The organism is Streptomyces sp. NPDC052040 (assembly GCF_044548405.1).
GTDB lineage: Bacteria > Actinomycetota > Actinomycetes > Streptomycetales > Streptomycetaceae > Streptomyces.
In genome coordinates this window covers 830326-853142 of the sequence record NZ_JBIUBV010000001.1, presented here as the reverse complement: position 1 = coordinate 853142, position 22817 = coordinate 830326, and the positions used below count along the sequence as shown (strand labels likewise).

22 protein-coding genes are annotated in these 22817 nt (G+C 73.2%); 10 read left to right on the top strand and 12 right to left on the bottom strand.

The genetic code is table 11. From position 1 onward, the window contains the following. Positions 1 to 210 precede the first annotated feature (210 nt). Positions 211 to 1356 (top strand): DUF2510 domain-containing protein, encoded by a 1146-nt coding sequence (locus tag ACIHAA_RS03610; protein WP_399812515.1) that lies wholly within the window; start codon positions 211 to 213, stop codon positions 1354 to 1356. 147 nt (positions 1357 to 1503) lie between these two features. On the opposite strand, the gene ACIHAA_RS03605 is transcribed toward ACIHAA_RS03610, so the two are convergent. After that, on the bottom strand, positions 1504 to 2118 hold the full coding sequence (locus tag ACIHAA_RS03605) for a TetR/AcrR family transcriptional regulator (protein WP_399812513.1): 615 nt from the start codon (positions 2116 to 2118) through the stop codon (positions 1504 to 1506). A 201-nt stretch (positions 2119 to 2319) separates the two neighbouring features. On the opposite strand from ACIHAA_RS03605, the gene ACIHAA_RS03600 reads away from it, so the two are divergent. After that, positions 2320 to 3198 (top strand): phosphatase PAP2 family protein, encoded by an 879-nt coding sequence (locus ACIHAA_RS03600; RefSeq protein ID WP_399812511.1) that lies wholly within the window; start codon positions 2320 to 2322, stop codon positions 3196 to 3198. Then, positions 3195 to 4205, top strand: coding sequence for a DMT family transporter (locus ACIHAA_RS03595; RefSeq protein ID WP_399812508.1), 1011 nt, complete (start codon positions 3195 to 3197; stop codon positions 4203 to 4205). The genes ACIHAA_RS03600 and ACIHAA_RS03595 overlap by 4 nt, the downstream gene beginning before the upstream one ends. A gap of 83 nt (positions 4206 to 4288) precedes the next feature. Here the strand turns inward: ACIHAA_RS03595 and ACIHAA_RS03590 are convergent, their stop codons facing one another. The 6 genes from ACIHAA_RS03590 to ACIHAA_RS03565 form a co-directional block, all read right to left on the bottom strand. Next, positions 4289 to 5155 (bottom strand): phospholipid scramblase-related protein, encoded by an 867-nt coding sequence (locus ACIHAA_RS03590; RefSeq protein WP_399812505.1) that lies wholly within the window; start codon positions 5153 to 5155, stop codon positions 4289 to 4291. 75 nt (positions 5156 to 5230) lie between these two features. Beyond that, positions 5231 to 7279 carry a phosphocholine-specific phospholipase C gene (locus tag ACIHAA_RS03585; protein WP_399812502.1) on the bottom strand — a complete coding sequence of 683 codons (2049 nt, stop codon included), beginning with the start codon at positions 7277 to 7279 and terminating at the stop codon, positions 5231 to 5233. A gap of 230 nt (positions 7280 to 7509) precedes the next feature. After that, positions 7510 to 9039 carry a CHAD domain-containing protein gene (locus ACIHAA_RS03580; protein WP_399812499.1) on the bottom strand — a complete coding sequence of 510 codons (1530 nt, stop codon included), beginning with the start codon at positions 9037 to 9039 and terminating at the stop codon, positions 7510 to 7512. Positions 9040 to 9168: 129 nt separating this feature from the next. Further along, positions 9169 to 9324: a DUF6131 family protein gene (locus ACIHAA_RS03575; protein ID WP_399812497.1), complete on the bottom strand. Its 156-nt coding sequence runs from the start codon at positions 9322 to 9324 to the stop codon at positions 9169 to 9171. Positions 9325 to 9387: 63 nt separating this feature from the next. After that, positions 9388 to 9945 (bottom strand): hypothetical protein, encoded by a 558-nt coding sequence (locus ACIHAA_RS03570; protein ID WP_399812494.1) that lies wholly within the window; start codon positions 9943 to 9945, stop codon positions 9388 to 9390. Positions 9946 to 10192: 247 nt separating this feature from the next. Beyond that, a complete protein-coding gene (locus ACIHAA_RS03565) occupies positions 10193 to 10861 on the bottom strand; it encodes a hypothetical protein (RefSeq protein ID WP_399812492.1) in 669 nt (222 codons plus the stop codon). Between the two features lie 222 nt (positions 10862 to 11083). Between ACIHAA_RS03565 and ACIHAA_RS03560 the strand changes: the two genes are divergently transcribed. From ACIHAA_RS03560 to ACIHAA_RS03540, 5 genes are all read left to right on the top strand, one after another. Continuing rightward, positions 11084 to 11740 carry a helix-turn-helix domain-containing protein gene (locus ACIHAA_RS03560; protein WP_399812489.1) on the top strand — a complete coding sequence of 219 codons (657 nt, stop codon included), beginning with the start codon at positions 11084 to 11086 and terminating at the stop codon, positions 11738 to 11740. Between the two features lie 32 nt (positions 11741 to 11772). Then, positions 11773 to 12306: a toxin-antitoxin system, toxin component gene (locus tag ACIHAA_RS03555; RefSeq protein WP_399812486.1), complete on the top strand. Its 534-nt coding sequence runs from the start codon at positions 11773 to 11775 to the stop codon at positions 12304 to 12306. Positions 12307 to 12328: 22 nt separating this feature from the next. Continuing rightward, positions 12329 to 13504 carry an MAB_1171c family putative transporter gene (locus tag ACIHAA_RS03550; RefSeq protein WP_399812484.1) on the top strand — a complete coding sequence of 392 codons (1176 nt, stop codon included), beginning with the start codon at positions 12329 to 12331 and terminating at the stop codon, positions 13502 to 13504. A gap of 109 nt (positions 13505 to 13613) precedes the next feature. Further along, positions 13614 to 14576 carry a polyprenyl synthetase family protein gene (locus ACIHAA_RS03545; RefSeq protein WP_399812482.1) on the top strand — a complete coding sequence of 321 codons (963 nt, stop codon included), beginning with the start codon at positions 13614 to 13616 and terminating at the stop codon, positions 14574 to 14576. A 51-nt stretch (positions 14577 to 14627) separates the two neighbouring features. Beyond that, positions 14628 to 16046, top strand: a complete 1419-nt coding sequence (locus tag ACIHAA_RS03540) for an FAD-dependent oxidoreductase (protein ID WP_399812480.1) — start codon at positions 14628 to 14630, stop codon at positions 16044 to 16046. A 29-nt stretch (positions 16047 to 16075) separates the two neighbouring features. Here ACIHAA_RS03540 and ACIHAA_RS03535 read toward each other — a convergent pair whose 3' ends face one another. The 3 genes from ACIHAA_RS03535 to ACIHAA_RS03525 all read right to left on the bottom strand — a co-directional run bounded on the left by ACIHAA_RS03535 (position 16076) and on the right by ACIHAA_RS03525 (position 19178). Beyond that, positions 16076 to 17272 (bottom strand): DUF6545 domain-containing protein, encoded by a 1197-nt coding sequence (locus ACIHAA_RS03535; protein ID WP_399812478.1) that lies wholly within the window; start codon positions 17270 to 17272, stop codon positions 16076 to 16078. A gap of 136 nt (positions 17273 to 17408) precedes the next feature. After that, entirely contained in the window at positions 17409 to 18572 is a 1164-nt protein-coding gene (locus ACIHAA_RS03530; protein WP_399812475.1) for an MAB_1171c family putative transporter, read from the bottom strand. A gap of 3 nt (positions 18573 to 18575) precedes the next feature. Beyond that, a complete protein-coding gene (locus ACIHAA_RS03525) occupies positions 18576 to 19178 on the bottom strand; it encodes a toxin-antitoxin system, toxin component (RefSeq protein WP_399812473.1) in 603 nt (200 codons plus the stop codon). Between the two features lie 466 nt (positions 19179 to 19644). Here ACIHAA_RS03525 and ACIHAA_RS03520 point away from each other — a divergent pair, with 466 nt between their 5' ends. Both ACIHAA_RS03520 and ACIHAA_RS03515 read left to right on the top strand, forming a co-directional pair. Then, complete coding sequence (locus ACIHAA_RS03520; protein WP_399812471.1) at positions 19645 to 19866, top strand: hypothetical protein; 222 nt, start codon at positions 19645 to 19647, stop codon at positions 19864 to 19866. A 239-nt stretch (positions 19867 to 20105) separates the two neighbouring features. After that, positions 20106 to 21200, top strand: coding sequence for a glutamate--cysteine ligase (locus ACIHAA_RS03515; protein WP_399812469.1), 1095 nt, complete (start codon positions 20106 to 20108; stop codon positions 21198 to 21200). Between the two features lie 54 nt (positions 21201 to 21254). On the opposite strand, the gene ACIHAA_RS03510 is transcribed toward ACIHAA_RS03515, so the two are convergent. Together ACIHAA_RS03510 and ACIHAA_RS03505 are read right to left on the bottom strand one after the other, a co-directional pair. Next, entirely contained in the window at positions 21255 to 21938 is a 684-nt protein-coding gene (locus tag ACIHAA_RS03510; RefSeq protein WP_399812466.1) for a 4'-phosphopantetheinyl transferase, read from the bottom strand. Beyond that, entirely contained in the window at positions 21883 to 22791 is a 909-nt protein-coding gene (locus ACIHAA_RS03505) for a metallophosphoesterase family protein (RefSeq protein WP_399812463.1), read from the bottom strand. Before ACIHAA_RS03505 ends, ACIHAA_RS03510 begins: the two co-directional genes overlap by 56 nt. Positions 22792 to 22817 lie beyond the last annotated feature (26 nt).

Genomic DNA, 22817 nt, shown 5'->3' with positions numbered 1-22817 from the left:
CCCGGCGCTCCGGCGGAGCCGGGTCGGGGCACCTGTTGCCGTGATGGGTGACTCGTGAGGTCGCGGGGCGACGAAAGGGGCCGCCAACCAGCCGGGGAAAGGTTTCACCAGTCAACTCCTCGCAAAACCGCCCCCGGAGCGGACGCCGACGGCCCGCCGGGCTCCGGGGCCTCTCATCCCCCTTTCACGCATGCCTCCTACGGTGGTCCCATGACGCAGGCGACTCCTCCCGGGTGGTACCCCGACCCGGGGCAGACAAGTGACGGGCCCGCCACCGAGCGCTGGTGGGACGGCGGGGCGTGGACGGACCGGACCCGCCCGGCGGACCCGACCGCCGTATGGGGTTCCCCGGCGCAGCCGCCGGGCGCCGACGGTCAGCCCGGGGGGCCGTTCGGCGGCCCGTTCGGTGCCGTGCCCTATCCGCCCGTTCCGCCCGCCCCGGCACGGCGCGGGCTGCGGACCGGGCTGGCCGTGGCCGTCACGGTCGCCGTCCTCGTGGGTATAGGCGGCGGCGTCTACGCGCTCACCGCGCACGACGGGGGCGGCGGCTCCGCGCAGTCCCGGGGGCCGGGCAGCGGGGGCGGCTTCGGCGGCCAGGGAGGACAAGGCGGCCGCGGGGGTCAGGGCGGCCAGGGCAGCGGGGGCGGCCAGGGCGATCCCTTCGGTGGGCAAGGGGGGCAGGGCGGCGGCCCGTTCGGGGACCAGGGCGGGCAAGGCGGCGAAGGGGGCCAAGGGGGTCAGGGCGACGGCGGGGGCCAGGGCGACCCCTTCGGCGGGCAGGGCGGGTCCGGAGGCCCGGACGGCGGACTGCCCGGGACCGAGGACGGTTTCACCACTGACCCGTTCAACGGGATCAGCATTCCGGTGCCCGACGGCTGGAGCGGAGGCATCACCGACGGCGGGGCGGCGATCCAGTCGAAGCACCAGTACAAGTGCCCCGGCGACACCTCGAAGACCTGCAACTCCGGCGGGGCGTACTCGGCGTCCGCGAAGGCGCAGGGGCTCACCGCGACCACGGCGCGGGCGGCGGCCGAGCAGGACATCGCCAAGAACGCCGAGGAGTCCTACGGCGGTTCGTCCTACGGCGGTATCACCTCGCACCAGGTGCTGGCCGCCAAGGCGGTGACGGTGGCCGGGCAGCAGGGCTATCTCGTCCGCTGGAAGGCGGTGACCGGCAAGGGCGCGGACGGCTGTGTCGAGTCGCTGGTGTTCCCCTCGCCGGGCCGTTCCGGACAGCTCGTCGTCGTCCGCTTCGGCATCGACATGGGCTCGGGCGCGCCGAAGCCGTCCGTCCTGGACCAGGTCGCCCAGGGCATCAAGGCCGCCTCCGCGGGCGGCAGCGGACAGACCGTCTGAGCGGCGGCCCGGTGCACAAGCGGGCCGGGCGGGGCTCCCTTCCGCTCAGAAGGAGCCCCGCCCGGCCGGGGTGCGCGCCGCCCCCGTCCCCACGGTGCGGCGCGAACGGGCCGACGTCCGGTCATCCCGCGGACGGCGGCCCGGTCTCTAGGTCAGTCCCAGCAGCGGAAGCACCGCCGCCTCGACGAAGCGCACGAGGTACTCCTCGTCCGCGTACTGCCCCTCCAGCATCGGCCGGCCGCGCAGCACGCCGAGCAGCTGGACCGGGATGTACTCCAGGGCCGGGTGGTCGGCGGGCACCTCGCCGCGCTCGACCCCGCGCCGGATGATCTCCTGAAGCGCCGTGGTCTCGGGCTCGATGAGCGCCTCGCGCAGCGCCTGGGCGAGTTCCTGGTCCTGCATCACGGCCGGGCCGAGGGCCTGGACCAGCTTGGTGTCGCGGCTGGACCACGCGGCGGTGGCCCGGGCGGCCTCGCGCAGGTCCTCGGCGAGGGAACCGGTGTCGACGCCGACGATCCGGAAGCAGCGGTTGGACCGCAGCGCGGCGGCCACGAACTGGGGCTTGGTCTTCCACTGCCGGTAGAGCGTCGACTTGCTGCACCGGGTGCTGGTGGCGATGCCCTCCATGGTGACCGAGTCATATCCGCACTCACGGATCTGTTCGAGCACGGCGTCGAAGAACTCCTGTTCACGCTCGGGCGTGAGCTTGGAGCGGCGCGAGGCGGCAACCGTCTCCGGTGCGTCCGCTGCCTGCGACGTCATGGCTGGCTCCTCCGTCGTGGTCCCGGCCCGTGGGCCGCCTCACACCAGTGTATCGATACGCGAGTGTACCGGTACGCAAGCGTATCGGTACACTGTCGTATCGATGAGCCTTGGCAAGGACCTACTCGGACACCGAGTGGACCCTTTCCTGGGCTCACCACGCACCACCTCACGCAAGACCGTCAGCAAAGGGGCCGGGGGATGGATTCCCGAACCGAGCCTGAAAACGCAGGGGCAGCCGCGATACGGCCGCCCCTCGTCCGTGAGCTGCTGCTCGTGGCCGGACTCTTCCTCGTCTACAAGTTCGGCAGGCAGCTGGCGAACGGGCACACCGCCGAGGCCTACCGCAACGCACACCGCGTCTGGCACTGGGAGCGCTCCCTGCATCTGCCGGGCGAGGGCTCCGTGCAGTCGGTGCTGCTGCACGGCGAGGCCCTCGTCCGCGCCGCCAACCTCTACTACGTGTCCGTGCACTTCACGGCCACCGCCGCCGTCCTGGTCTGGCTGTATCTGCGGCGCCCGGCGCACTATCTGTGGGCGCGGCGGGTCCTCGCCCTGCTCACCGGCGCCGCGCTGGCGCTCCATCTGACCTTTCCGCTCGCCCCGCCGCGGATGCTGGACGTGGCCCGCCTGGTGGACACCGGGCAGGTCTACGGCCCCACGGTCTACGGCGCCCACCCGCAGACCGACTCGATGGCGAACCAGTTCGCCGCCATGCCGTCGCTGCACTTCGGCTGGGCCCTGATGGTGGCGATCGGCCTGATCGCGGCCACCCGCTCCCGGCTGCGCTGGCTGTGGCTGCTGCATCCGCTGATCACCCTGGTCGTGATCGTCGGCACGGCCAACCACTACTGGCTCGACGCGATCGTGGCGACCGCCCTGCTCGGCATCTCCCTGGCCGTGGTCCGCGCCCCCGCGAAGGTCCAGCAGACCGCACGCCCGGTGCCGTCGCGCCCGGTGCCCGCGCCGCGGGCCGCCGAGGCCGCACCGAGCGTCCCGCGCCCGGTGCCCCCGCGGGGCACGCCGGATGCCGGATCCCCGGCGGCCGAGGGCCCCGGTCTTGTGGGGGCGGCCCGATGACCGCCCCGCTGCTCGCCGTCGCCCTGTCCCTGTTCTCCGCCGTCGCCTACGCGGCCGCCGCCGTGGCCCAGGAGCGGCTCGCCGCCCGGTCCGCGGGCACCGGGGTGCTGGGCCTGTTCGCCAACGGTGCCTGGTGGTGGTCGGTGGCCCTCAACGCCTGCGCCGCCCTACTGCACGTGGCCGCCCTCAAGTTCGGCCCGCTCACCCTGGTCCAGCCGCTCGGCGCGCTCACCCTGGTCGCGGCGGTGCCGCTCGGCGCGCGGGCGGCGGGGCGCCGGGTCGGGGCGCTGGAGTGGCGGGGCACCGCGCTCACCCTGGCCGGGCTGGCCGCGCTGCTGGTGACGGCCTCCGGGCCGGAGCCCGACACCGTACTGAGCCTGCCGGAGGCGCTGGCCGTGGCGGGCGCGACGGCCGCCCTGATCGGCACCCTGGCCCTCCCCCACTCCCGGCTCCGGCCGGGCCGTACCGGGCTGCGGCACGCGACCGCCTCCGGCTTCGCGTCGGGTGTCGCCTCGGCGCTCACCCAGACGGTGACGGTGGCGGCCACGGACCGGTCGCAGCCGGTGCTCAGCGTGCCGGTGGTGACGGTGGCGCTGCTGGTGACGGCGTTCGCGACGGGCGGTCTGCTGCTGTCCCAGACGGCCTACCGGGACGGGCTCGGCGCACCGCTCGCCGTGGTGACCCTCGCCAATCCGGTGGCGGCCGGCGTGATCGGCCTCTCCTTCCTGGGCGAGCACCTCCAGGGCGGTACGGCGGGCCTGCTGCTCACGGCGGCGGGCGCGGCGCTCGCCTCCTGGGGCGTGGTGACGCTGTCGCGGCCGGTCCCGGCGGCGGACGGCGGTCCGTCCCTGCCCGGCGGGGGCGGTTGCCGGGCGGAGGCCGTGGCGGACCCGGACCACCCCGTGGCCGCGGTGCTCGCACTGGAGTCCGGGGCGGCCGCCGGGCGGGCGCCGCTGGTGCCCCCGCAGCCCGCACCTCCCTCGCAGGAGCATCTGACCGCGCTGTGAACGCACCGGGGCCGGTACGTCGTCACCGACGTACCGGCCTCCGTCATGTCAGGGCCGCCCCGGCACCCGGGGTGGCCGCCCGGTCAGCCGAGTCCCCGGGAGTCCTGCTTGAGCGCGGTGTCCACGGTGAGCGCCGCCGCCACGACCAGGCTCAGCAGCGGCTGGGGCAGCTGGTAGTGGATCTGGAGGACGTAGTTGTCCGCCGAGGTGAACATGGTCCTGGCCAGGCCCTCCCAGGTCTTGGTGATCCGGGCGACCTCGTTGCCGTCGTGGTCGACGATCGCGAAGTTCCAGGCGCGCCAGTTCTCCGCCTTGATCGCACCGAGCTGGCGGCCGTCCGCGATCACCGCGAAGTTGATCTTCCCGAAGACGTTCTGCTGGACGATCTCGCCGACCGGCTGACCGTCCGGGCGCTGCACCAGCACCCGTGACTTGAAGATCTTCATGGGCCGGACCAGCCGCAGCTGCGGCTGTCCGTGGGCGTCGCGGATCTCCAGCCGGTGCGTCAGGTACTGGTCGAGGCTGGAGACGAAGCGCAGCACCTTCCGCAGCAGCCCCTGACCGACCTCGGTGACCGAGCCGAGCTGGTTGCCGTTCTGGTCGAAGACGCTGTACTCGTTCGTCAGCTCGATCAGCTTGGCCTTCTGGTTCACGACCAGCACCGGTTCGCTGAACAGGGTGCCGCCGCCCGCGCCGCTCGGGGCGACCCCCGCCTGCTGCTGCACCTGGCGCTGCACCCGCGGGTTCGCCGCCGCTGCTGGGCCGCCGTGGGCCTGGTGCTGCTGCGGCTGCTGTGCGGGGGGAGCCTGGTGCGGCGCCCGGTCGGGGGCGCCGCCCTGGTCGGCGTGGGTGTGCTGGGTCCACTGGGCGCCGTCCCAGTACCGCAGAAGCCCGGACGTACCGTCCGGATCCGGGTACCAGCCAGCAGGTGTGTTCGATTGCGTGGTCACCGGGGCACACTACCCCGGACCCCCCGGTACCCGGCCGGGCGCCGATACCGGGGGCCTGTACTCCGGGACTCCGGATCACTCGGTGGCGATCGCGGGGTCGCTCACGCCCGGCCGTCCGTTCTCGACGTGTCCGGCGAAGCGGCGCAGGAAGGCGGGGTCCTCGGAGGTCACGGTGAGGTCGTACCAGCGCCTGCTGGCCGCCAGGGTGAAGGTGCGCCGCACGGTGGCACCGGCTCGCACCGAGACCGCCCGGGTGTGACCGCCGTAGCCGCAGACCACCTTGAGACGCACCGTGCCGGAGCCCTGGTGGGTGAAGGTCAGCTCGAGGTCCTCGCCCGTGTGCCGGGCCGTGACCTCCGGTCCGGCCGTGTGGTTCGGGCCCCGGAAGGTCCGCAGGAAGCCGTTGGGGCCGTGCACGGTCAGATCGTAGGAGCCGCCCGAGTAGGCCGAGTTCCAGGTGTCCGAGAGGGTTTTGCCCGCCTCGGTGGTGTAGGTCCAGGGGGCGTCGGTGCGGTTGCCGGAGGTGACCAGGAAGGCGGCACCGGCCTGTGCGCCGGAGGCGAAGGACAGGGTGAACTTCCCCGTCGCGGTGTCCGCGGAACCGTCCACGGCGGGCGCGTACCGGAGCGGCCGGGCGGGCCGCGAGCCACGCTCCTGCCGGGGCAGTGCCGGGTTCGCGGGCGGGGTCGGCACATAGTCGGGGTGGCGGTCGTGGTCCGGCGGCTGGTAGCCGTCCGTGGCCGGGAGCGACACCGGCCTCGCGTCCTTGCGGGAGAAGTCGAACGCGGCGGTCAGATCGCCGCAGACCGCGCGCCGCCAGGGCGAGATGTTCGGCTCGTGGACGCCGAACCGGCGCTCGATGAACCGGATGATCGAGGTGTGGTCCAGGGTCTCGGAGCAGACGTATCCGCCCTTGCTCCAGGGCGAAAGCACCAGCATCGGCACCCGCTGTCCGAGCCCGTAGGGACCGGCGGGGTGGCTCGCATCGCCCTTGAAGAGGTCCAGCCCGGCGTCGACCGTGGACTTGCCCTGCGCCGCGGAGCCCGGCGGAAACGGCGGGACGAGGTGGTCGAAGAAGCCGTCGTTCTCGTCGTACGTGAGGAACACGGCCGTCTTCGCCCACACCTGCGGATCCGAGGTGAGCGCGTCGAGGACCTGGGAGACGTACCAGGCGCCGTAGTTGGCGGGCCAGTTGGGGTGCTCGGTGAACGCCTCGGGGGCGACGATCCAGGAGACCTGCGGCAGCTTGCCGGAGGTGACATCGGCCTTGAGCCGGTCGAAGAAGCCCTCGCCCTTGCGGGCGTCGGTGCCGGTGCGCGCCTTGTCGTAGAGGGGATCGCCGGGCGCCGCGTTCCGGTACTGGTTGAAATAGAGCAGCGAGTTGTCGCCGTAGTTGCCGCGGTAGGCGTCCTGGATCCAGCCCCAGGAGCCCTTGGCGTCGAGGCCGTCACCGACGTCCTGGTAGATCTTCCAGGACACCCCGGCGGCCTCCAGGCGCTCGGGGTAGGTCGTCCAGCTGTATCCGGCCTCGTCGTTGCCGAGGACCGGGCCGCCGCCCTTGCCGTCGTTGCCGGTGCAACCCGTCCACATGTAGTAGCGGTTGGGGTCGGTGGAGCCGATGAACGAGCAGTGGTACGCGTCGCAGATGGTGAAGGTGTCGGCGAGCGCGTAGTGGAAGGGGATGTCCTCGCGGGTCAGATACGCCATCGTGGTCGCGGACTTGGCGGGCACCCACGTGTCGTACCTGCCGCCGTTGAAGGCGGCGTGCCCGTCGTTCCAGCCGTGCGGGAGGTCCTGGATGAAGGCGAGGCCCAGGTCGTCGGCGTCGGGGTGGAACGGCAGGACGTCTTTGGTGCCGTCCGACTGGTGCCAGACCGGCTTGCCGTTCTGGAGGGCGACCGGACGCGGGTCGCCGAAGCCGCGTACGCCTCGGAGGGTGCCGAAGTAGTGATCGAAGGAACGGTTCTCCTGCATCAGGACGACGATGTGCTCGACGTCCTCGATGGTGCCGGAACGGTGGTGCGCCGGAAGGGCCGCGGCGCGCTCGATGCTGCCCGAGAGCGCGCTGAACGCGGCGGTGCCGCCCGCCAGTTGGAGGAAGCGGCGCCGATTCGCATGAGGCATGAAGGGGTGACCTCTTGTCCTGAGCGGGCGGACGACGCCCGGTGCTGAAAGAACCTGCGCGAAAGGAGTGTTCCAGGAACACCAAACGTCAGGAAAGGGTGCGATGGCGCCCATGTGAAATCACCGGTACGACCGTTGCGGCCCGCGCCGGGCCCTGCCCCGCGACGCGGCCCCGGCACCGCGGTGGACGCGGTGCCGGGGCCGTCTCCCGGATGCCGCCGGGGTTCGGTTCAGCGGTGTGCGCCGCCCGGACGGCTGCGCCGGGCCCGCTTCCACACCCCCGGAAGCTGCTCCTCCCGGACGCCCGCCGCGGCCCGCTCCTGGCCGTGCAGCAGGCCCCAGGTGAAACCGGGCTCCCCCGCGGCCTGCGCCGCGATGCCCAGCCGCCGCAGGGCGTCCCGGGCGACGACCCCGTCGTGGTGGTCGCCGCTCACCTGCTGCACCGCCTTGACGCGCCTGCCGAGCCGCCGGGCGGTCCCGCCCAGGGCCGGCCGGGCCACCTCGGCGGCGTAGCGCAGCCGCTTGGCGGCCTTGCGGGCCTGGTGGATCGCGGTGTCCCGGTCCGGCCCCGGCGGCAGTTCCAGCGCGGGAGCCATGCTTCGCCGCAGCCGCTCGTACTCCTTCTCCAGCGTCCTGGTCATCACCTTCCCGGGAGACCGGGCGGCCTTGGCGCGCAGCGGCGGACGGGAGGTCAGCTCCGCCAGCCGCTCCAGCAGGGCCGTGTAGCGGGGCGAGGCCAGGGCGTCGAGGGTGCGGCGGTGCGCGTCGGCCCGCTGTGCCGCGTCCCATGCCGTGAGGCGGGCGGCGACGGGACCGAGCACCAGCTCGGCGGGCAGCTCCCGTACGGCGCGGTCGAGCCGCTCGTCGAGCACTTCTTGGTCGCGCTCGGCCCCCAGCTCCCCGGCGAGCCACTTCAGTTCGGCGCGGAGCGGGTCGGTGGCGGCGCGGTCCAGGACGGAGCGGTAGGAGCGCAGGGTGCTGCGCAGACGGCGGCAGGCGACCCGCATCCGGTGCACCGCGTCGGGTGTGCCGCGGCGGACCGCCGGGTCCAGGTCCACCAGGGTCCGCGCCTGTTCGCGCAGATAGGCGCAGACCTGGCCGCCCGCGGTGGCGGGGTCCTCGACGGGGCCCGGTTCCCGGGCCACGGTCCCGGCGGGGGCCGTCTCCGTCAGCGCCCGGGCCAGCTTGGAGGGCGACTCCGCGCGGTCGATGCCCTTTCTGGCCAGGGCCTCCTCGATGGCGTCGAGCAGCGCGGGATCGCCGTGCGCCAGCTCGACCTCCATCTCGGTCCATACGGCATGGCCGCCCTGGTCCAGCAGCGAGTCCGCGCGCACCGAGTCCAGGCTCAGTTCGGCGAGGGTGCCGCCGTCGGCGTCCAGGAGATCGCGCACGGAGCGGGTCGAGCGGATGCGCACCACCGGCCGCAGCGGTGCGCCGCGCGTCCGGGACAGGACCAGCTCGCGCAGCTCGTCCGGGATCTCCTCGGACAGCGGGACCTGCACCTCCTCCCGGGTGTCGCCGCCGCGGGGCAGCTTGAGGTGCCACCCGGCGTCCGTGCCGCCCGTCCTGCGCCGCAGCGTCGCCGAGCTGCGGGCCAGCCGCAGGTCGGCGGTGTCGTAGTAGACGGCGTCAAGGTCCTGGACCCCCTGGTCGGCCAGCGCGGCGACCGGTTCCACACCGGTCAGGTCGGACAGCCACGGGATGTCGTCGGCCGCAGGCGCCGTGTATTTGCGTTCCGTTTCTGATTTCGACTGGGCCATACCGTTCCCGTTGACGTAATCGCCCGGGTCAAACCCGTACGCGCCGGAGCCCCGGCTCCGGGCCGGGTCCGCGCGGCGGCAGCGGTCCGGCCGCCGCGGGCCGAGGGCCGCGGCGGCCGGACCGTACCGCTACCAGTAGTGGCGTCGTCCGAAGACGGCGTGGCCGAGGGAGCCGAGCAGGAACAGTACGGCCCCGACGACGACCAGGATGATGCCGATCGTCCAGAGAATGGCGATCTTCGCCACAAAGCCGATGATCAGCAGGATGATCCCCAGGATGACCATGGTGTCCTCCCTGTCAGGGGTGTGTCACATGGTGGCCGGGCGACAAGGGCGCGGCGGGAGACGTCACGCTCCCGCGGCCTGGGTCCGGCCGCCGTCGGAGAGCAGCTCCTCGAACAGCGCACGGTAGTGGACCATGGCGTTCCGCATCTGCTCCGTCGTGGCCGTCCGCCGGGGTCCGAGCCGCTCGACCTCGTGGGCGGCCCGGTAGTGCTCCAGGGTCCGGCCGTGCTCCACCGAGAGGTCGCGCACCCGGTCCTCGAAACCCTCCGTCGGATAGCCGCGCTCGTGCATCAGGGAGGTCACCAGCCGGTCGGCGTCGTGCACGGCGTCCTCGGGCCGGTCCACGAACTCCTCCTGCACGGCGGACCACTCCCGGGCGTACCGGTCGCGGACACTGCTGGGCAGGGGTTTGATGTCGAGCGCTTCATGCCGCCGCTCGCGGGCCTGGAGCTCGCGTTCGGCAGCCCTCCGGCCGCCGGCCTCCTCCACCGTCCGGTCGTATTCGGGGCCGAAGCGCCGACGCAGTCGCCGTCGGCGCATGACGAGGGAGGACCCCAGTGCGATCAAGGCCACCACCACCACGACGGGGATGATGATCGCCAGTAGCATTCCCGTTGACATCGGGCCGCATCCCCTTATGGTTTGCCCGATAAATCCTACTTCTCGTATCCCCCGCGCCATATGTTCAAAACACGGGACGGTACGGAAGCCGGGCCCGGCCGCCCCGGTGGCCGCCCCTGGGTCCGCACGGCGCCGGGGCCCCGCACGGGGCGGCATCACGCGGGCCGCCGTGCCGTGACGCACGGCGGCGGACCCCGGCGCCGTCGGTGACCTGAACACCGACGGAGCCGGGGCGAGGGGGAGGGTCTCAGTCCGGCTGGGCGGGCACCACGCTGAGGTGCCCGGCGCGCCGGGTGCGGCGCGGGCCCCGGGCGGCCGGGGGAGCCGGGCGGGGCGCCTCGCGCAGCACCAGGGTCAGCTTGGAATACCCCATGTCCTGAAGGGTCTTGGGGGTCTCCCCCACCACCCGGCAGTCGCCGCCCCACCGCGGATCCGGGTGCAGCAGCGGACGCACCGCCCCGTCGTGTTCCGTGGCGTGCGGGCCGAAGGCGCGGATCCAGTGCGGCAGACCCTGCCGGTAGGCGGCTTCCATGATCGGGTCCTGGGCGATGTCCCGGCGGATGGACTGGAGCCCGTGGTCGTGGCCGTGGCGCTCCACCGCCGCCGCGAAGTGGGCCAGCATCGGCAGGCACCAACGCGACTCGTGCTCACCGAGGATCGTGCCCGCGTCCGGGTGGAAGAGCACAAAGCGCAGGAAGTTGTCGCCGGGCATGGCGGTGGGATGCGGCGCCACCGCGCCGAAGAGGGTGTCGAACGCCGTGTTGGCGAGGACGACGTCCCAGCGGTGGTCGAAGACCACGGACGGAAAGGGGGCGGCCTCCAGCAGCGCGGCGTAGTCGTGCAGATACGCCCTCGCTTCCGGAGTCTCGGGGACCGGCCGCGGCCTCGACCGCTGTCCTCCTGCCTGAAACGCCATCGGGAGGTCACCCCTCTTGCCCTTGCGGCCTTCACGCGGCGCCCCGATCCTGCTGCCCCGGGTCGAGTGGTGTCAACTATCGTGGCATTTAGCGCCGGTTGACGGCCGAATCTCGCCACAGTTGTGGCGAGACCTGGATGTGAGTTCGAGGGAACGGCTAACCTCCGGATGGTTCCGGACGACCATGAGAACGATGTGAGAAGAGACGTAGGAGATCTGTCGGTGACGGATGGCTTCGAGGTTCCGGGCGCCACGGCGACGGGTCTGCTGCCGGCCGTCGTGGCGCGTGTCACCGCCCTCGCCGACCGGGTGGGCGCGCCGCACCAGGAGGTCTTCGACGTCGCACGCCTGTCGGTCGCCTCCGGCGTCCCGGAGCCGGTGGTGAAGGCCCTGCTCGGCGGGGTGGCCGCCGGGGAGCAGGATCTCCAGGCGCGCTTCCTCCAGCGGCTCGACCTGCTGCGCCGCACCCGGCTCAAGCCCAACGGCCGCAAGTACACGCAGCAGGAGATCGCCGACGGCGCGGGGATGTCCCGCCAGCAGGCGGGAGCCCTCATCAACGGCGACCGGCGCCCCACGATGGAGCACTGCGACGCCATTCAGCGCTTCTTCAGAGTGCACGCCGGATTCCTCACCGCCGAGGACCCCGAGGCACTCGTCAACGCCCTCCAGCGCTCGGAACAGGAACTCCTCCAGCAGCTCGCCGACCGGGAGCGCGCGGCGTCCGGGGCCGCCGACGACCCGCTGGAGCGGCTGCTCCAGGACCACGGCGTCCGCGGCATCGCCTGGCGGGCGGCCCAGCTGCCCACCGACCAGCACCGCGACAAGGTCGCCGAGTGGCTGGACATGCTGCTGGAGAGCGTCAAGCGGCCCGAGTCCTGATCCAGGGGAGAACCGTGGGCATCGGAAGGAAAATGCGCCGTCTGTGCGGCGAACTGGTCGCGGAGCTGTCGCTCCCGGCTCCGGCGGCACCCGCCGAGCTGTACTCCGCGCTGTGCGCGGGCATGAGCAGACGCCGAGGCCGCCCCGTCCGGTTCCGGATGGCCCCCTTCCCGCCCGGCACCGCGAGCGGACTGTGGCTGGACATGGCCGAACAGGATCTGGTGGTGGTCGAGGAACGCACCGCTCCCGACCACCAGTTGGTGATCCTCGGGCACGAGCTGTGGCACATGAACGCGGGCCACCGGAGCCACTCCGTGGACGGGACGGCGGTCGCGGCACGCCTGCTGAGCGACACCGCCGACCTCCGGGCGACCGTCCTCTCGGTCGCCGCCCGCACCCGCTTCGACCTCTCGGACGAGCAGGAGGCCGAGAGCTTCGGCCTGCTGCTGGCGAGCAAGTGCCGTGCGTGGCTTGCGGGTTCGTCGCTGCGCGGGCCCGTGGAGCGGGACGGCCTGGCGGGCCGGATCGAGGCGTCGCTCGGCTACCGCGGCCCGCAGGCCCGCTGAGCGGCCCGGGATGCCGACACCGATGGACGGTTCGAGCTACTACATACCCTCGGCCGCGCTGGCGGTCGCCTTCGCCGTCAAGTCCCCTGCTCTGGCGCACTCCTGGCGGGATCCACTGCTGCGCTCGGTCTGCGCGCTGCTCGCCCTGGCCGGGGCGGTCTTCTTCTTCGCCGCCCCGCCGACGATCGTGAAGGTCAACCACCTCACCGGCATCACCAATGTCTCGGCGCCGCTGGTGTACGCGCTGCTGAGCGCCTACAGCGCCGCCTGTCTGGTGCTCGTCGTCAACTGGCGCGGCGGGCCCGCCGCGGTCACCCGGGCGCTGACCCGGCGGATCACCCTGGGCTACGGGGTGGTGATCGCCGCACTGGTGGTGCTGTTCGCCCTGGGCGACGCACCGGTGGAGCGGCTGCGGGACTTCGACACCTACTACGCCCGGACCCCGTTCATCCGCGAGATGATCGTGCTCTATCTGGCGGCGCTGGCCGTGGCGGGCCTCGCGATGACCGTGCTGTGCTGGCGGTGGGCCCTCCAGGTCCGCGGCTGGCTCCGGGCCGGGCTGCTGATCATCGTGACCTCGTACCTGTTCCACCTGGCCTATCTGGCCACCAAGTTCACGGCCGTGGCCGCCCGCTGGGACGGCGGAAACCTCGACGACCTCAGTACCTCCGTCGCGCCCGCGCTCGCCTCCATCGGCGGGCAGATCAGCGCGGTCGGCTTCTGCCTGCCGCTGGCCGGCCGTCGCGTCGGGGACCAGTGGACCACCTGGTCGACGTACCGCAGGCTGGGACCGCTGTGGCGCGAGCTGCGGCCGGTGTCCGCCCACGGCGGCCGCGAGGGGCGCATCTCCTGGTGGTCGTCGGTGGAACTCCTGGTCACCCGGCGGGAGTCCGACATCCACGACGGAATGCTGAGCCTGTATCCCTACTTCGACTCCGGGGTCCGCGCGGATGCCTACGACGCCGCCGTGGCCGCCGGTTCCGACCCGGCCCAGGCCCGGGCGGAGGCCGACGCGGCCATGGTCACGGCCGCGGTGCGGGCCAGGGCGGACGATCCGGAGGGCAGGGTCATCAGCTCCGCCGAAACCGCCGCGGGGCCCCACGACGGCCCCCGCGACCTCGTACGCATGTCCCTTGCGCTGCGCAGATCCCCGGTCGTCGCGGCCGTCCGGGGCACGGCCGGGGCGCGGCTGACATGACCGACCCGACCTGCGGCCGAGCACGCCTCGGCCGTCCCCGGACCGTGCCCGCGCCCGCGCCGACGGAAGAGCGGGCCCCACGCCGACCACAGCCATATGGGGGCTCCGTATGACGACATATCTGGATCTGCACCGGGAGTTCTCGGCCGGTATCGACGCGGAGGTCGAGGCCGCCCTCGCCCGTACCGGCGCCGCCGCGCCCGCGCTGCGCGACGCGGTCGGCCGCCTGCTCGGGCACCAGCAGATGAGGTACCCGCTGTCCGTGCTGCCGCTGCTGGTGCACGGCACGGAGACCGGCTCCCCCGCCCCGGCCCTGCCGCTGTCGGCCGTGCACATCCTGTGGTGGACATCGGCCTGCTATCTCGACGACCTGGCCGACGGGCAGACCTCGGCCCTCCCCGAGGGTCTCGGTCCCCACGAGGCGCTGCTCGCCGCCATCGTCACCGGTCATCTGCTGCCGCTGCGGGTGCTGGAGGCGCCCGGCGTCCCGGCCGCCGTCCGGCCCGCCCTGACGGCGGAGCTGCTGGACTGCGGGACCACGGCCGCCGAGGGCCAGCTCGACGACATGCGCAAGAACACCGGCGACGCGACCCGGGACACGGTCCTCGCGGCGTACCGCGGAAAGTCCGGCGCCCCCTTCGCCATGATCACGGCGATGGCCGCGATCCTGGCCGGGGCGGACGGCGAACGCGTCGCGCTGTGGCGCGAGTTCGGCGATGTCTTCGGTCTGCTGTGGCAGGTCTTCAACGACTACGAGGACCTCGCCTCGGGCCGTCACGAGGATCTGCTGAACGGCACGGTGACCTATGCCCTGGCCTGTGCCCTGGAGGAGGCGTCGCCCGACGCCCGGGAGCGGATCCTCGCCCTCCAGACCGCCGCCCGTACCTCCGCCGGGGCCCGCTCGGACCTCGCCGCACTGCTCCTCGGCCCGTCCGCGCTGGCCTACTGCGAGAAGGACCTCGGCGAGTTCCGCGGCACGGCGTACGGCCTCCTGGACCGGCTCGGCGGCGACGGGACCCATGCGTCCGTGCTGCGCCGGCTCGTGGACCACACCTCCCGGCTGCGTCCCTGACGGACCGCCGCCCCCGAGTTCCCCACCCCGCAACACAAGGAGTACCAGGCCATGTCCGACGGACCCGCCGCCCGCCGTACCGCCGTGGTGATCGGCGGGGGGATGACGGGCATGCTCGCCGCGGCCGTGCTCGCCCGGCACGCCGATGTCACGGTCGTCGAACGCGACCATCTGCCGGACGGTCCCGCCCCGCGCAAGGGGCTGCCGCAGGCCCGGCACGCGCACATCCTGTGGTCGGGCGGGGTGAAGGCGCTGGAGGAACTCCTCCCCGGCGTGGTCGGCCTGCTGGTCGCGCGCGGGGCGCGCACGGCGCGGATCATGACCGATCTGGTGTCCAAGGCCCCCTCGGGCCAGTGGTTCCGCCGCTTCCAGCACAGCCGCCACACCAATCTGCTGTGCAGCCGCGACCTGCTGGACGCCGTCGTACGGGAACGGGTCCTTGAGGACCCCCGGATCGCCCTGCGGTCCGGGACCGAGGCACTGTCCCTGGAGGGCGACGCGGACCGGGTCGCCGGGGTGCGCGTGCGCTCGGCCGACGGGACGGAGGTGCTCGCCGCCGATCTGGTCGTGGACGCGGGCGGCCGGGCCGGACGGGCCCCGGTGTGGCTGCGGGAGCTGGGCCTTCCGCCGGTCACCGAGCGCACGGTCGACGCCGGGGTCGCCTACGCCAGCAGGCTCTACCGGGCGCCCGGGACCACCGCCGAGGGCTTTCCCGTCGTCAATGTCCAGGCCGACCCCCGGCAGGCCCCCGGCCGGGGCGGCGTCCTCGTCCCCGTCGAGGGGGGCCGCTGGCTGGTGACCCTCTCGGGAACGCGCGGCGGCGAACCCACCGCGGACCTGGACGCCTTCCTGGACTTCGCCCGTTCCCTGCCCCATCCGGTGATCGGTGAACTGCTCGCCGAGGCCGAACCGCTCGGCGACGTGGTCACCACCCGCAGCACCGCCAACAAGCGGCGCTACTACGAGAAGGCGGCCCGCTGGCCGGACGGGTTCGCCGTCCTCGGCGACGCCGTGGCCGGGTACAACCCGGTCTACGGGCACGGGCTGAGCGCCTCCGCCCTGGCCGTGCTCGCCATGCGCCGGGTGCTGGAGCGGCAGCCGCTCACCGCCCCGGGGACGGCCCGGCGCATCCAGAGGGCGGCGGCCCGGCCCGTCGAGAGCGCCTGGAGTCTGGCGGTGGGCCAGGACGTGTTCTACCCGGGGGCACAGGAACAGCCCCCCACCCGGCTGGAGCGGGCGCTCGCCGCCTTCGTCGACCGGGCCGTCGACGCCGGATCGCGCAATCCGCGGGCGCTGCGGGTGCTGCTGGACGTGATGAGCATGGAGGCGCCCCCGTCCCGGCTGCTGATGCCCGACATGCTCGCCCTGGTGTACCTCGGCCGGAAGAAGCCGCCGCTCGACGGTGTTCCGCTGACCGAGCAGGAGCGGAAGGCGGTCCTCGGCACCGCGCCCTTCGGCGGGGAGGTCTGACCGCCGGGCACGGTCTGCGGGCCCCCGGATCAGGCCGGAGTCTGCTCCCGTACGGCCCGGCGGACGTCCTTGACGACACGGGTCCGCAGGGCCCGGGAGAGCCGGGCCAGATCACCCGTGCAGGGCGAGGGGCCGGGCGGCCCGGCGGGCTCCCGGCCGGACGGAGGGCCGCCCCCGGCCCGGGAGCCGAGGGCACTGCATATGTCCACGGCGGCGGCGATCATCGCCGCCTCGGCGATGATCGCGGCGTCCTGGGCGCCCGCTCCCCGGTCGAGGGCGGCGGCGTGCGCCTCGTCCCGGATCCGCGCGTCGAAGAAGCCCCGGCACGCCACGATGCGGTCGGAGATATAGGTCTGACGCTGCGTCAACCTCAGCCGGTACTCGGGCGCCCAGCGGGACAGCGGCAGCGGGGGGAGTCCGGGCGCCCCGGGCACGCCACTCACCGCCCGGGCGAGCGGGCCGAGTTGCCAGTAGCGGACGGCGTCCTCGCTGCGCCGTCCGACGAGCGGCAGGATGAAGCCCACGGCGACGAGCAGGGCGCTGGGCTGGCCCATGCTGGGCGCGACCCCGGTGGCCAGGACGTCCCAGTCGAGTCCCGCCCAGCGGGCGCCGATCGCCGCCAGCTTGGCGGCGTCGTAACCGGCGTAGTGCATCAGATAGCCCAGGGCGAGGGCGCGCAGGCCGATCCGCATGGTGCCGCGCACATCGCGCGACCAGCGCCAGCACAGGCGGCTGCACAGATAGGACGCCAGACCGTGGGCCAGGAGGTACAGCAGGATCATCTCGCGGATGCAGGGTGTGTCGGCGTAGTACACATCGAAGTCGGTGCGGCGCTCCACGGGGGCGTCACCGAGTGCGTACAGGGCGATGATCAGTATCCACACCAGGAGATACAGCGCGATGATCCGCTGTGACAGCCGCCGGGTGTGGGCCTTGTCCGGGCCGCCGCGCCAGTTCAGCACGAGCACGACCGAGGCGGCGGAGAAACCGGTGAGCGCGCAGTAGACCAGCGGGGCGGAGAAGTTGGACACCCCGGTGGTCCGGTTGACCAGGATGATCGTGCGGGGGGCGGAGGTGAAGAGGACTCCGGAGCCGACCAGCAGCAGGGCGCAGATCGAGGACAGCAGCCAGTCCCGGCCCCGGGCGCGGACCAGCGCGGGCAGCTTGAGCAGGCAGGCCAGGAGCAGCAGTCCGCCGGCGACGTAGAAGCCGAGATTGGCCCTCATGATGCGGCGGCCCCGGAGGGCGCGGGCCTAGGGCCTCTCGTGTGGATCACGCCGAGCTCGCGGGCCCTGGCACCGCTCCCTGATCCGGCCTGATCCCAACGAAAGACCCCAGGGGCCCCCGCCCGGGCGGGTAAGTTCATGTCCGTCGGCTCTCCGGGCTGCCGTCCGTGCGCAGCGCCTCGGTGACGATGGGGGTGTGGACGGCCCGGGAGACCCGGACCAGGTCGCTCAGGCTGCCGTCGAGTGCGGTGCAGCCGTGCCCGCCGGGCGGGAGGCCGTCCGGGGCGCCGGGCCGGGTGGCGGCGGCCACCATGGCGGCGGCACCGATGGCCTCGGCCTCCGGTGCGCTCGCTCCCGCCGAGATCGCCCGGTGGTAGGCCTGTTCGCGGATCCGTTCGTCGAAGCGGGGCTCCAGGCGGGTGATGCTGTCGCGGATCCCGGTCTCCCGCTGGGTGAGACGGAGGTCGATGTCGCCGAGCGACCACCAGGACAGCGGCACCCAGTAGCGTGTGTCGGCGGGGTCCACCAGGAGTCGGAACAGCGGCCGGAGCCGGGCGTAGGCGGCGATGCTCTCCGCCCGGGGGCCGACCAGCGGCAGGGCGTAGCCGATGGTGACCAGGGCGGCCGCGACGGCTGCCACACCGGGGGCGACGTCGGTGCTCAGGGGGTCCCAGTGCCGTCCGGTCCAGCGGCCCGCCACGGCGGCCAGCTTCACCACCCCGAAGACGCCGTTGAGCAGCCAGCCCAGGACGAGGACCACCAGGCCCCGGCGGGTCCAGCCGGTCACCTTGCGGGCCCAGCGCCAGCACAGGGTCGTCGTGGTGAAGGCCGCCACCAGGTGGGCCACCAGATACAGGGTGATCATCTCGGCGAGGCCCGGGGTGGTGGCGTAGTAGGTGTCCAGGTCGGTCAGGCGCTCCACCGGCGCGTCGCCCGCCGCGAACAGCGCCCAGAGGGCAACGATGACCAGGGCGTAGGCGACCATCCACCGGCGGGCGACCCGGCGCACCTGCCCCGGATCGCCGCCGCGCCAGTAGACGATCACGACGAGGCAGGCGGCGCTGAAGGCGGTCACCACCGTGTACACCAGCGGTGCGGCGATGTTCGGGACCCCCGTCAGACGGTTGACGGCGGCGACGCTGGCGGGGGCGGACAGGGTGAAGGAGATGCCCGCCGCGAGGACGACCGCGCACAGCGACACCAGCGCGGGATCGCGTCTGCTGTGCAGCAGTCTGGGGATTCTGATGGCGAGGCCGCTCCACAGGAGCAGGGCCGTCAGATAGTAGAACCGGCCGTCCACGTCTCAGACCCAGAGACCTCTGCCGAGCGAGTCCTCGATGCGCCCGGCCACCTGGCCCAGGTCGGCGCGCCAGTGGGTGCGGCGGAAGGTGCGCAGATCGGTGCCCAGCCGCAGTCCGAACATCTCGGCCTCCGCCTCGTGCCGGTCGTCGAAGCGGGTGCGGGCGGCAACGCCGAGCCGGTCCGCGCCCAGCGCGCCCAACCGGCTGTCCCGGCAGGCGAGGAGGCGTCGTACGACGTCCTCGACGCCCCCGGCGTGGAAGCTGTGCGCCCGCGCGGCGACCCGGCCCGCGGGGATGTGGGCCCCGCAGTGCCCCTCGAACATGTGCCAGATCTCATGGCCCAGGATGACGTGTTCGTGTTCGCTGTTGGTGGTGTCGTCGCGGACGGCGACGATGTCCATGTCCTCCAGGTCCAGCCAGAGTCCGCTTGCCGTGCCGGGCGGGAAGGCGGTCCGCTTCAGCACCACCGGGCGGCCGCGCAGACCGGTGAGGATGCCGCCGAGCGCCGCGAAGATCTCGTCGTCGTCACCCGGCGCGGCGCTGCCCAGGCAGGCGAGCAGTTCGACGCTGAGTTCCTTCATCCTCTTCTCGCGCCTGGTCTTCACGTCGTCACTCCCCGTTCTTCGACGTCGGTGCCCGAAGCCGTCCGGCGGTCGCCCGCACCGGGACGGCGGCCGGTCCGTATGGCTCGTGGAACATCCAGATCGCCACAGTAGTCATATCTCGGTGGTCCTCAACCGGCGTCCGGCACAGAGGCACAGGGGCAGCACTCTGCGAGCCGGGCAATTGCGCCATACCTCGGCCAACTCCCCCACCGCGGCCAACTCCCCCACCGCCGGGCCCCGGTACCGTCGTTTCCCGGTGTGGAACCCTTTTCCGCAAGGGGTTTCGGCACGGCTGCGGTTCCGCTGAGCGGGCGAACCCGCGGCTTCGGCCCCGGGATTGTCAGTGGTGAACGGCAAGCTGGGGGTGCGTCACCGATGCGCGCGGCGAGGGGCCGCGCACGGGACGCGCATCCGCATGGACCACCGCGCGCCCACGGGCCGCGCGGCCGAACCGGGGAGCCGACCGATGCCGTCCGCCGTAGTGACCGACCGCCAACGCGCCGCCGTGCAGGCCTATCTGCGCCTCCTTCAGACCGTACGAGCGGCGTTCGACGAGCCGCTGGATCCGGGACGACCGCCCGTGATCCCGACCGCCGCCCTCGCCGAGGCGGACCACGCGCTGGCTCAGGCGGGGGTGCGGGGCACCGAGGAGGAGTTTCTGCGGTTGTGCGGGCGGTGGTGTCCATGACCGGAGTGCCCTGAGGCGGTGGGGGTGCCCGTGAGCCGACGGGTACGCCGGGCGGCGGCGGGCGGACGGCCCCGGGGGCCGAGCGGTTGGCCGGGTACCGGCGCCCGGCGCCCGGGCCGGTTTGAGGCGGCCCGGGCGCGGAACTTGTTCTGCGCACCCCGGCGTGGACGGGCCGGGCGGGCCGCGCCCGGCCCGGTGCCGCTGCGGCAGCGGGGCCCGGGGGGAGGGAAGGGACGGCGATGACAACGGTCGGTGTCGAAGAGGAGTACCTGCTGATCGATCCCGTCACGGGCCGTCTGGTCCCGCGGGGGGAGAAGGTGCGGGCCCGGGCCGGACTGGCGTCGTCCGTCTCCGACGAGGAGATCCAGCCGGAGCTGCTCCAGGCGCAGATCGAGGTGGCCACCCCGGTGTGCGCCACCCTGGAGGAGGCCGGGGGGCATCTGCTGCGGCTGCGGCACGCCGTGGCGGAGGCGGCGCGGGCCTGCGGCTGCCGGGTCATGGCCGGTGGGACACCGCCCCCGGCGGAGGAGCTGCCCGTGCCCGTCACCGACCGGGCGCGCTACCGGGAGATGCAGCGGCAGGCCCCTCAGCTGGTGGCCGAGCAACTGGTCAACGGTATGCATGTGCATGTGGCGGTGCCGGACCGGGAGACGGGCGTCGAGGTGCTCAACCGCCTGCGCGCCTGGCTGCCGACGCTGACGGCCATGTCGGCGAACTCCCCGCTGTGGGAGGGGCATGACACCGGTTTCGCCAGTTGGCGCACCATCGTCTTCGACCGCTGGCCGGTGAGCGGTGTGCCGCCGCTGTTCGCCGACGCCGCGGACTACGACCGGCGGGTGGGGAGGCTGCTCGCGACGGGCGTGATCAGCGACCCCGGCCAGCTGTACTGGCAGGCCCGGCTGTCCGAGAGCTACCCCACGGTGGAGATCCGCTGCCTGGACGTCCAACTGCGCGCGGACGACGCCGTGATGTTCACGGGTCTGATCCGCGCCCTCGCCGACACCGCCGTGCGCGATGCGGCGGCGGGCGGCCCGGCGCCCGGGGGCGAGGCCGAATTCGTACGGGCGGCGATGTGGCAGGCCGCCCGCCACGGGCTGAGCGGGGATCTGATCGACCCCGGCGGCGTCCGGCGCCCCGCCGCCGATGTGGTGGGCGGTCTCCTGGAGCGGGCCGGACCCGCGCTGGACGCCTACGGGGACACCCGGCTGGTGACCTCGCTGGTCACCCGGCTGCTGGAGCGGGGCACGGGGGCGGAGCTTCAGCGCCGGGCGCTGGCCGCGGGAGGCGTCGAGGCGGTCACCCGCATGATCGTCGACTCCGTGGTCGCGCGGTAGGTGTCCTGCCCGGCGAGGTTTCCCGGGAGATCCCCCGGGAGGTCGCCCGCGAGGTCAGGGGCGGGGGACCGCGATGGCCGTCGAGGTCAGGCCACGGTCCACCGTCCAGCGGCCGTCGAAGGTCTCGATGCGGTGGCCGTCGACCACGGGCCCGGGGACCAGCAGCCGTACCCGGAAACGGCCGGGCGCGCCGGGAGCGGAGACCGGGTCGATCTCTATGTCGGCCTCCAGGAAGTCGAGCCACTTCCGGGTCAGCGGGAACCACGCCTTGTAGACGGACTCCTTGGCGCTGAACAGCAGCCGGTCCCAGTGGACGGACGGGTGGCTGCGGGCGAGGTCCGCCAGCCTGGTCTGCTCGGCGGGCAGCGCGACCGCTTCCAGGACGCCTTCCGGCAGCCGGTCGTGCGGTTCCGCGTCGATGCCGAGGGAGACCAGGTCGCCGGGGTGCGCCAGGGCGGCGGCGCAGTAGCCGTCGCAGTGCGTCATGCTGCCGATCACCCCGTCCGGCCAGCGGGGCGCGCCGCGCTCACCGGGCAGGACGGGGGCCGGTGCCACCCCGAGCTTCTCCATGGCCTGGCGGGCGCAGCCGCGCGCCGCCCGGAACTCGCGCCGCCGCTTCTCCACGGCCCGCGCCACGACCGCCTCTTCCTCGGGATAGAGGACGACGCCGTCGCCGAGCGCGTCACGTCCGTGTGCCTCCACGACCGCGACCGACCCCGGGAGCAGCTCCTCGATCACCTGCTGAGACCTCCATCGGCAGAATACGGCGCAGTTGTCCGGGCGGCGTCGCGCGCGGGCGCCACTCCCGGGGATAGCCCACCGACACCTCTTCGAAGCGGACGCCCTCGTGGTGGGTGGTGCGGGGAATGTGCAGATGGCCGTAGACCATGCAGGCGACGCGGAACCTGTGGTGCCAGTCGGCGGTCAGCGCGGTGCCGCACCACATGGCGAACTCGGGGTGGCGCAGGACGTCCGTGGGGTGCCGGTGCAGGGGGTAGTGGTTCACCAGGACGGTCGGGAGATCGTCGGGGATCTCCATGAGCCTGCGCTCGGTTTCGGCCACCCGGGCCCGGCACCAGGCGTCGCGGCTCGGGTAGGGGTCGGGGTGCAGCAGATACTCGTCGGTGCACACGATGCCGGTGCCGTGGGCGTATTCGAGCCCCTGCTCCTTGGTCGTGCAGCCCTGCGGCAGGTACGAGTAGTCGTAGAGCAGGAAGAGCGGCGCCACGGCCACCGGGCCGCCCGGACCGTCCCAGACGGGATAGGGGTCCTCGGGTGTGATCACACCCAACTCCCGGCACATGGCCACCAGATGTTCATAGCGTGCGACGCCGCGCAGGGTGACAGTGTCTTTCTGGTGGCTCCACAGTTCGTGGTTGCCCGGCACCCAGATCACCTTGCGGAAGCGGCCTGCCAGCAGTTCCAGGGCCCAGCGGATGTCGGCGACGGTTTCGGCCACGTCCCCGGCGACGAGGAGCCAGTCCTCGTCCGAGGTGGGCCGCAACTGCTCGACGAGGGCGCGGTTCTCCGGGTATGCAATGTGCAGGTCGCTGATGGCGAGCAGCTGTCCACGGCCGTCCGTCGACTCCACCCTCGCCACCTTTCGAGATCCCGAAT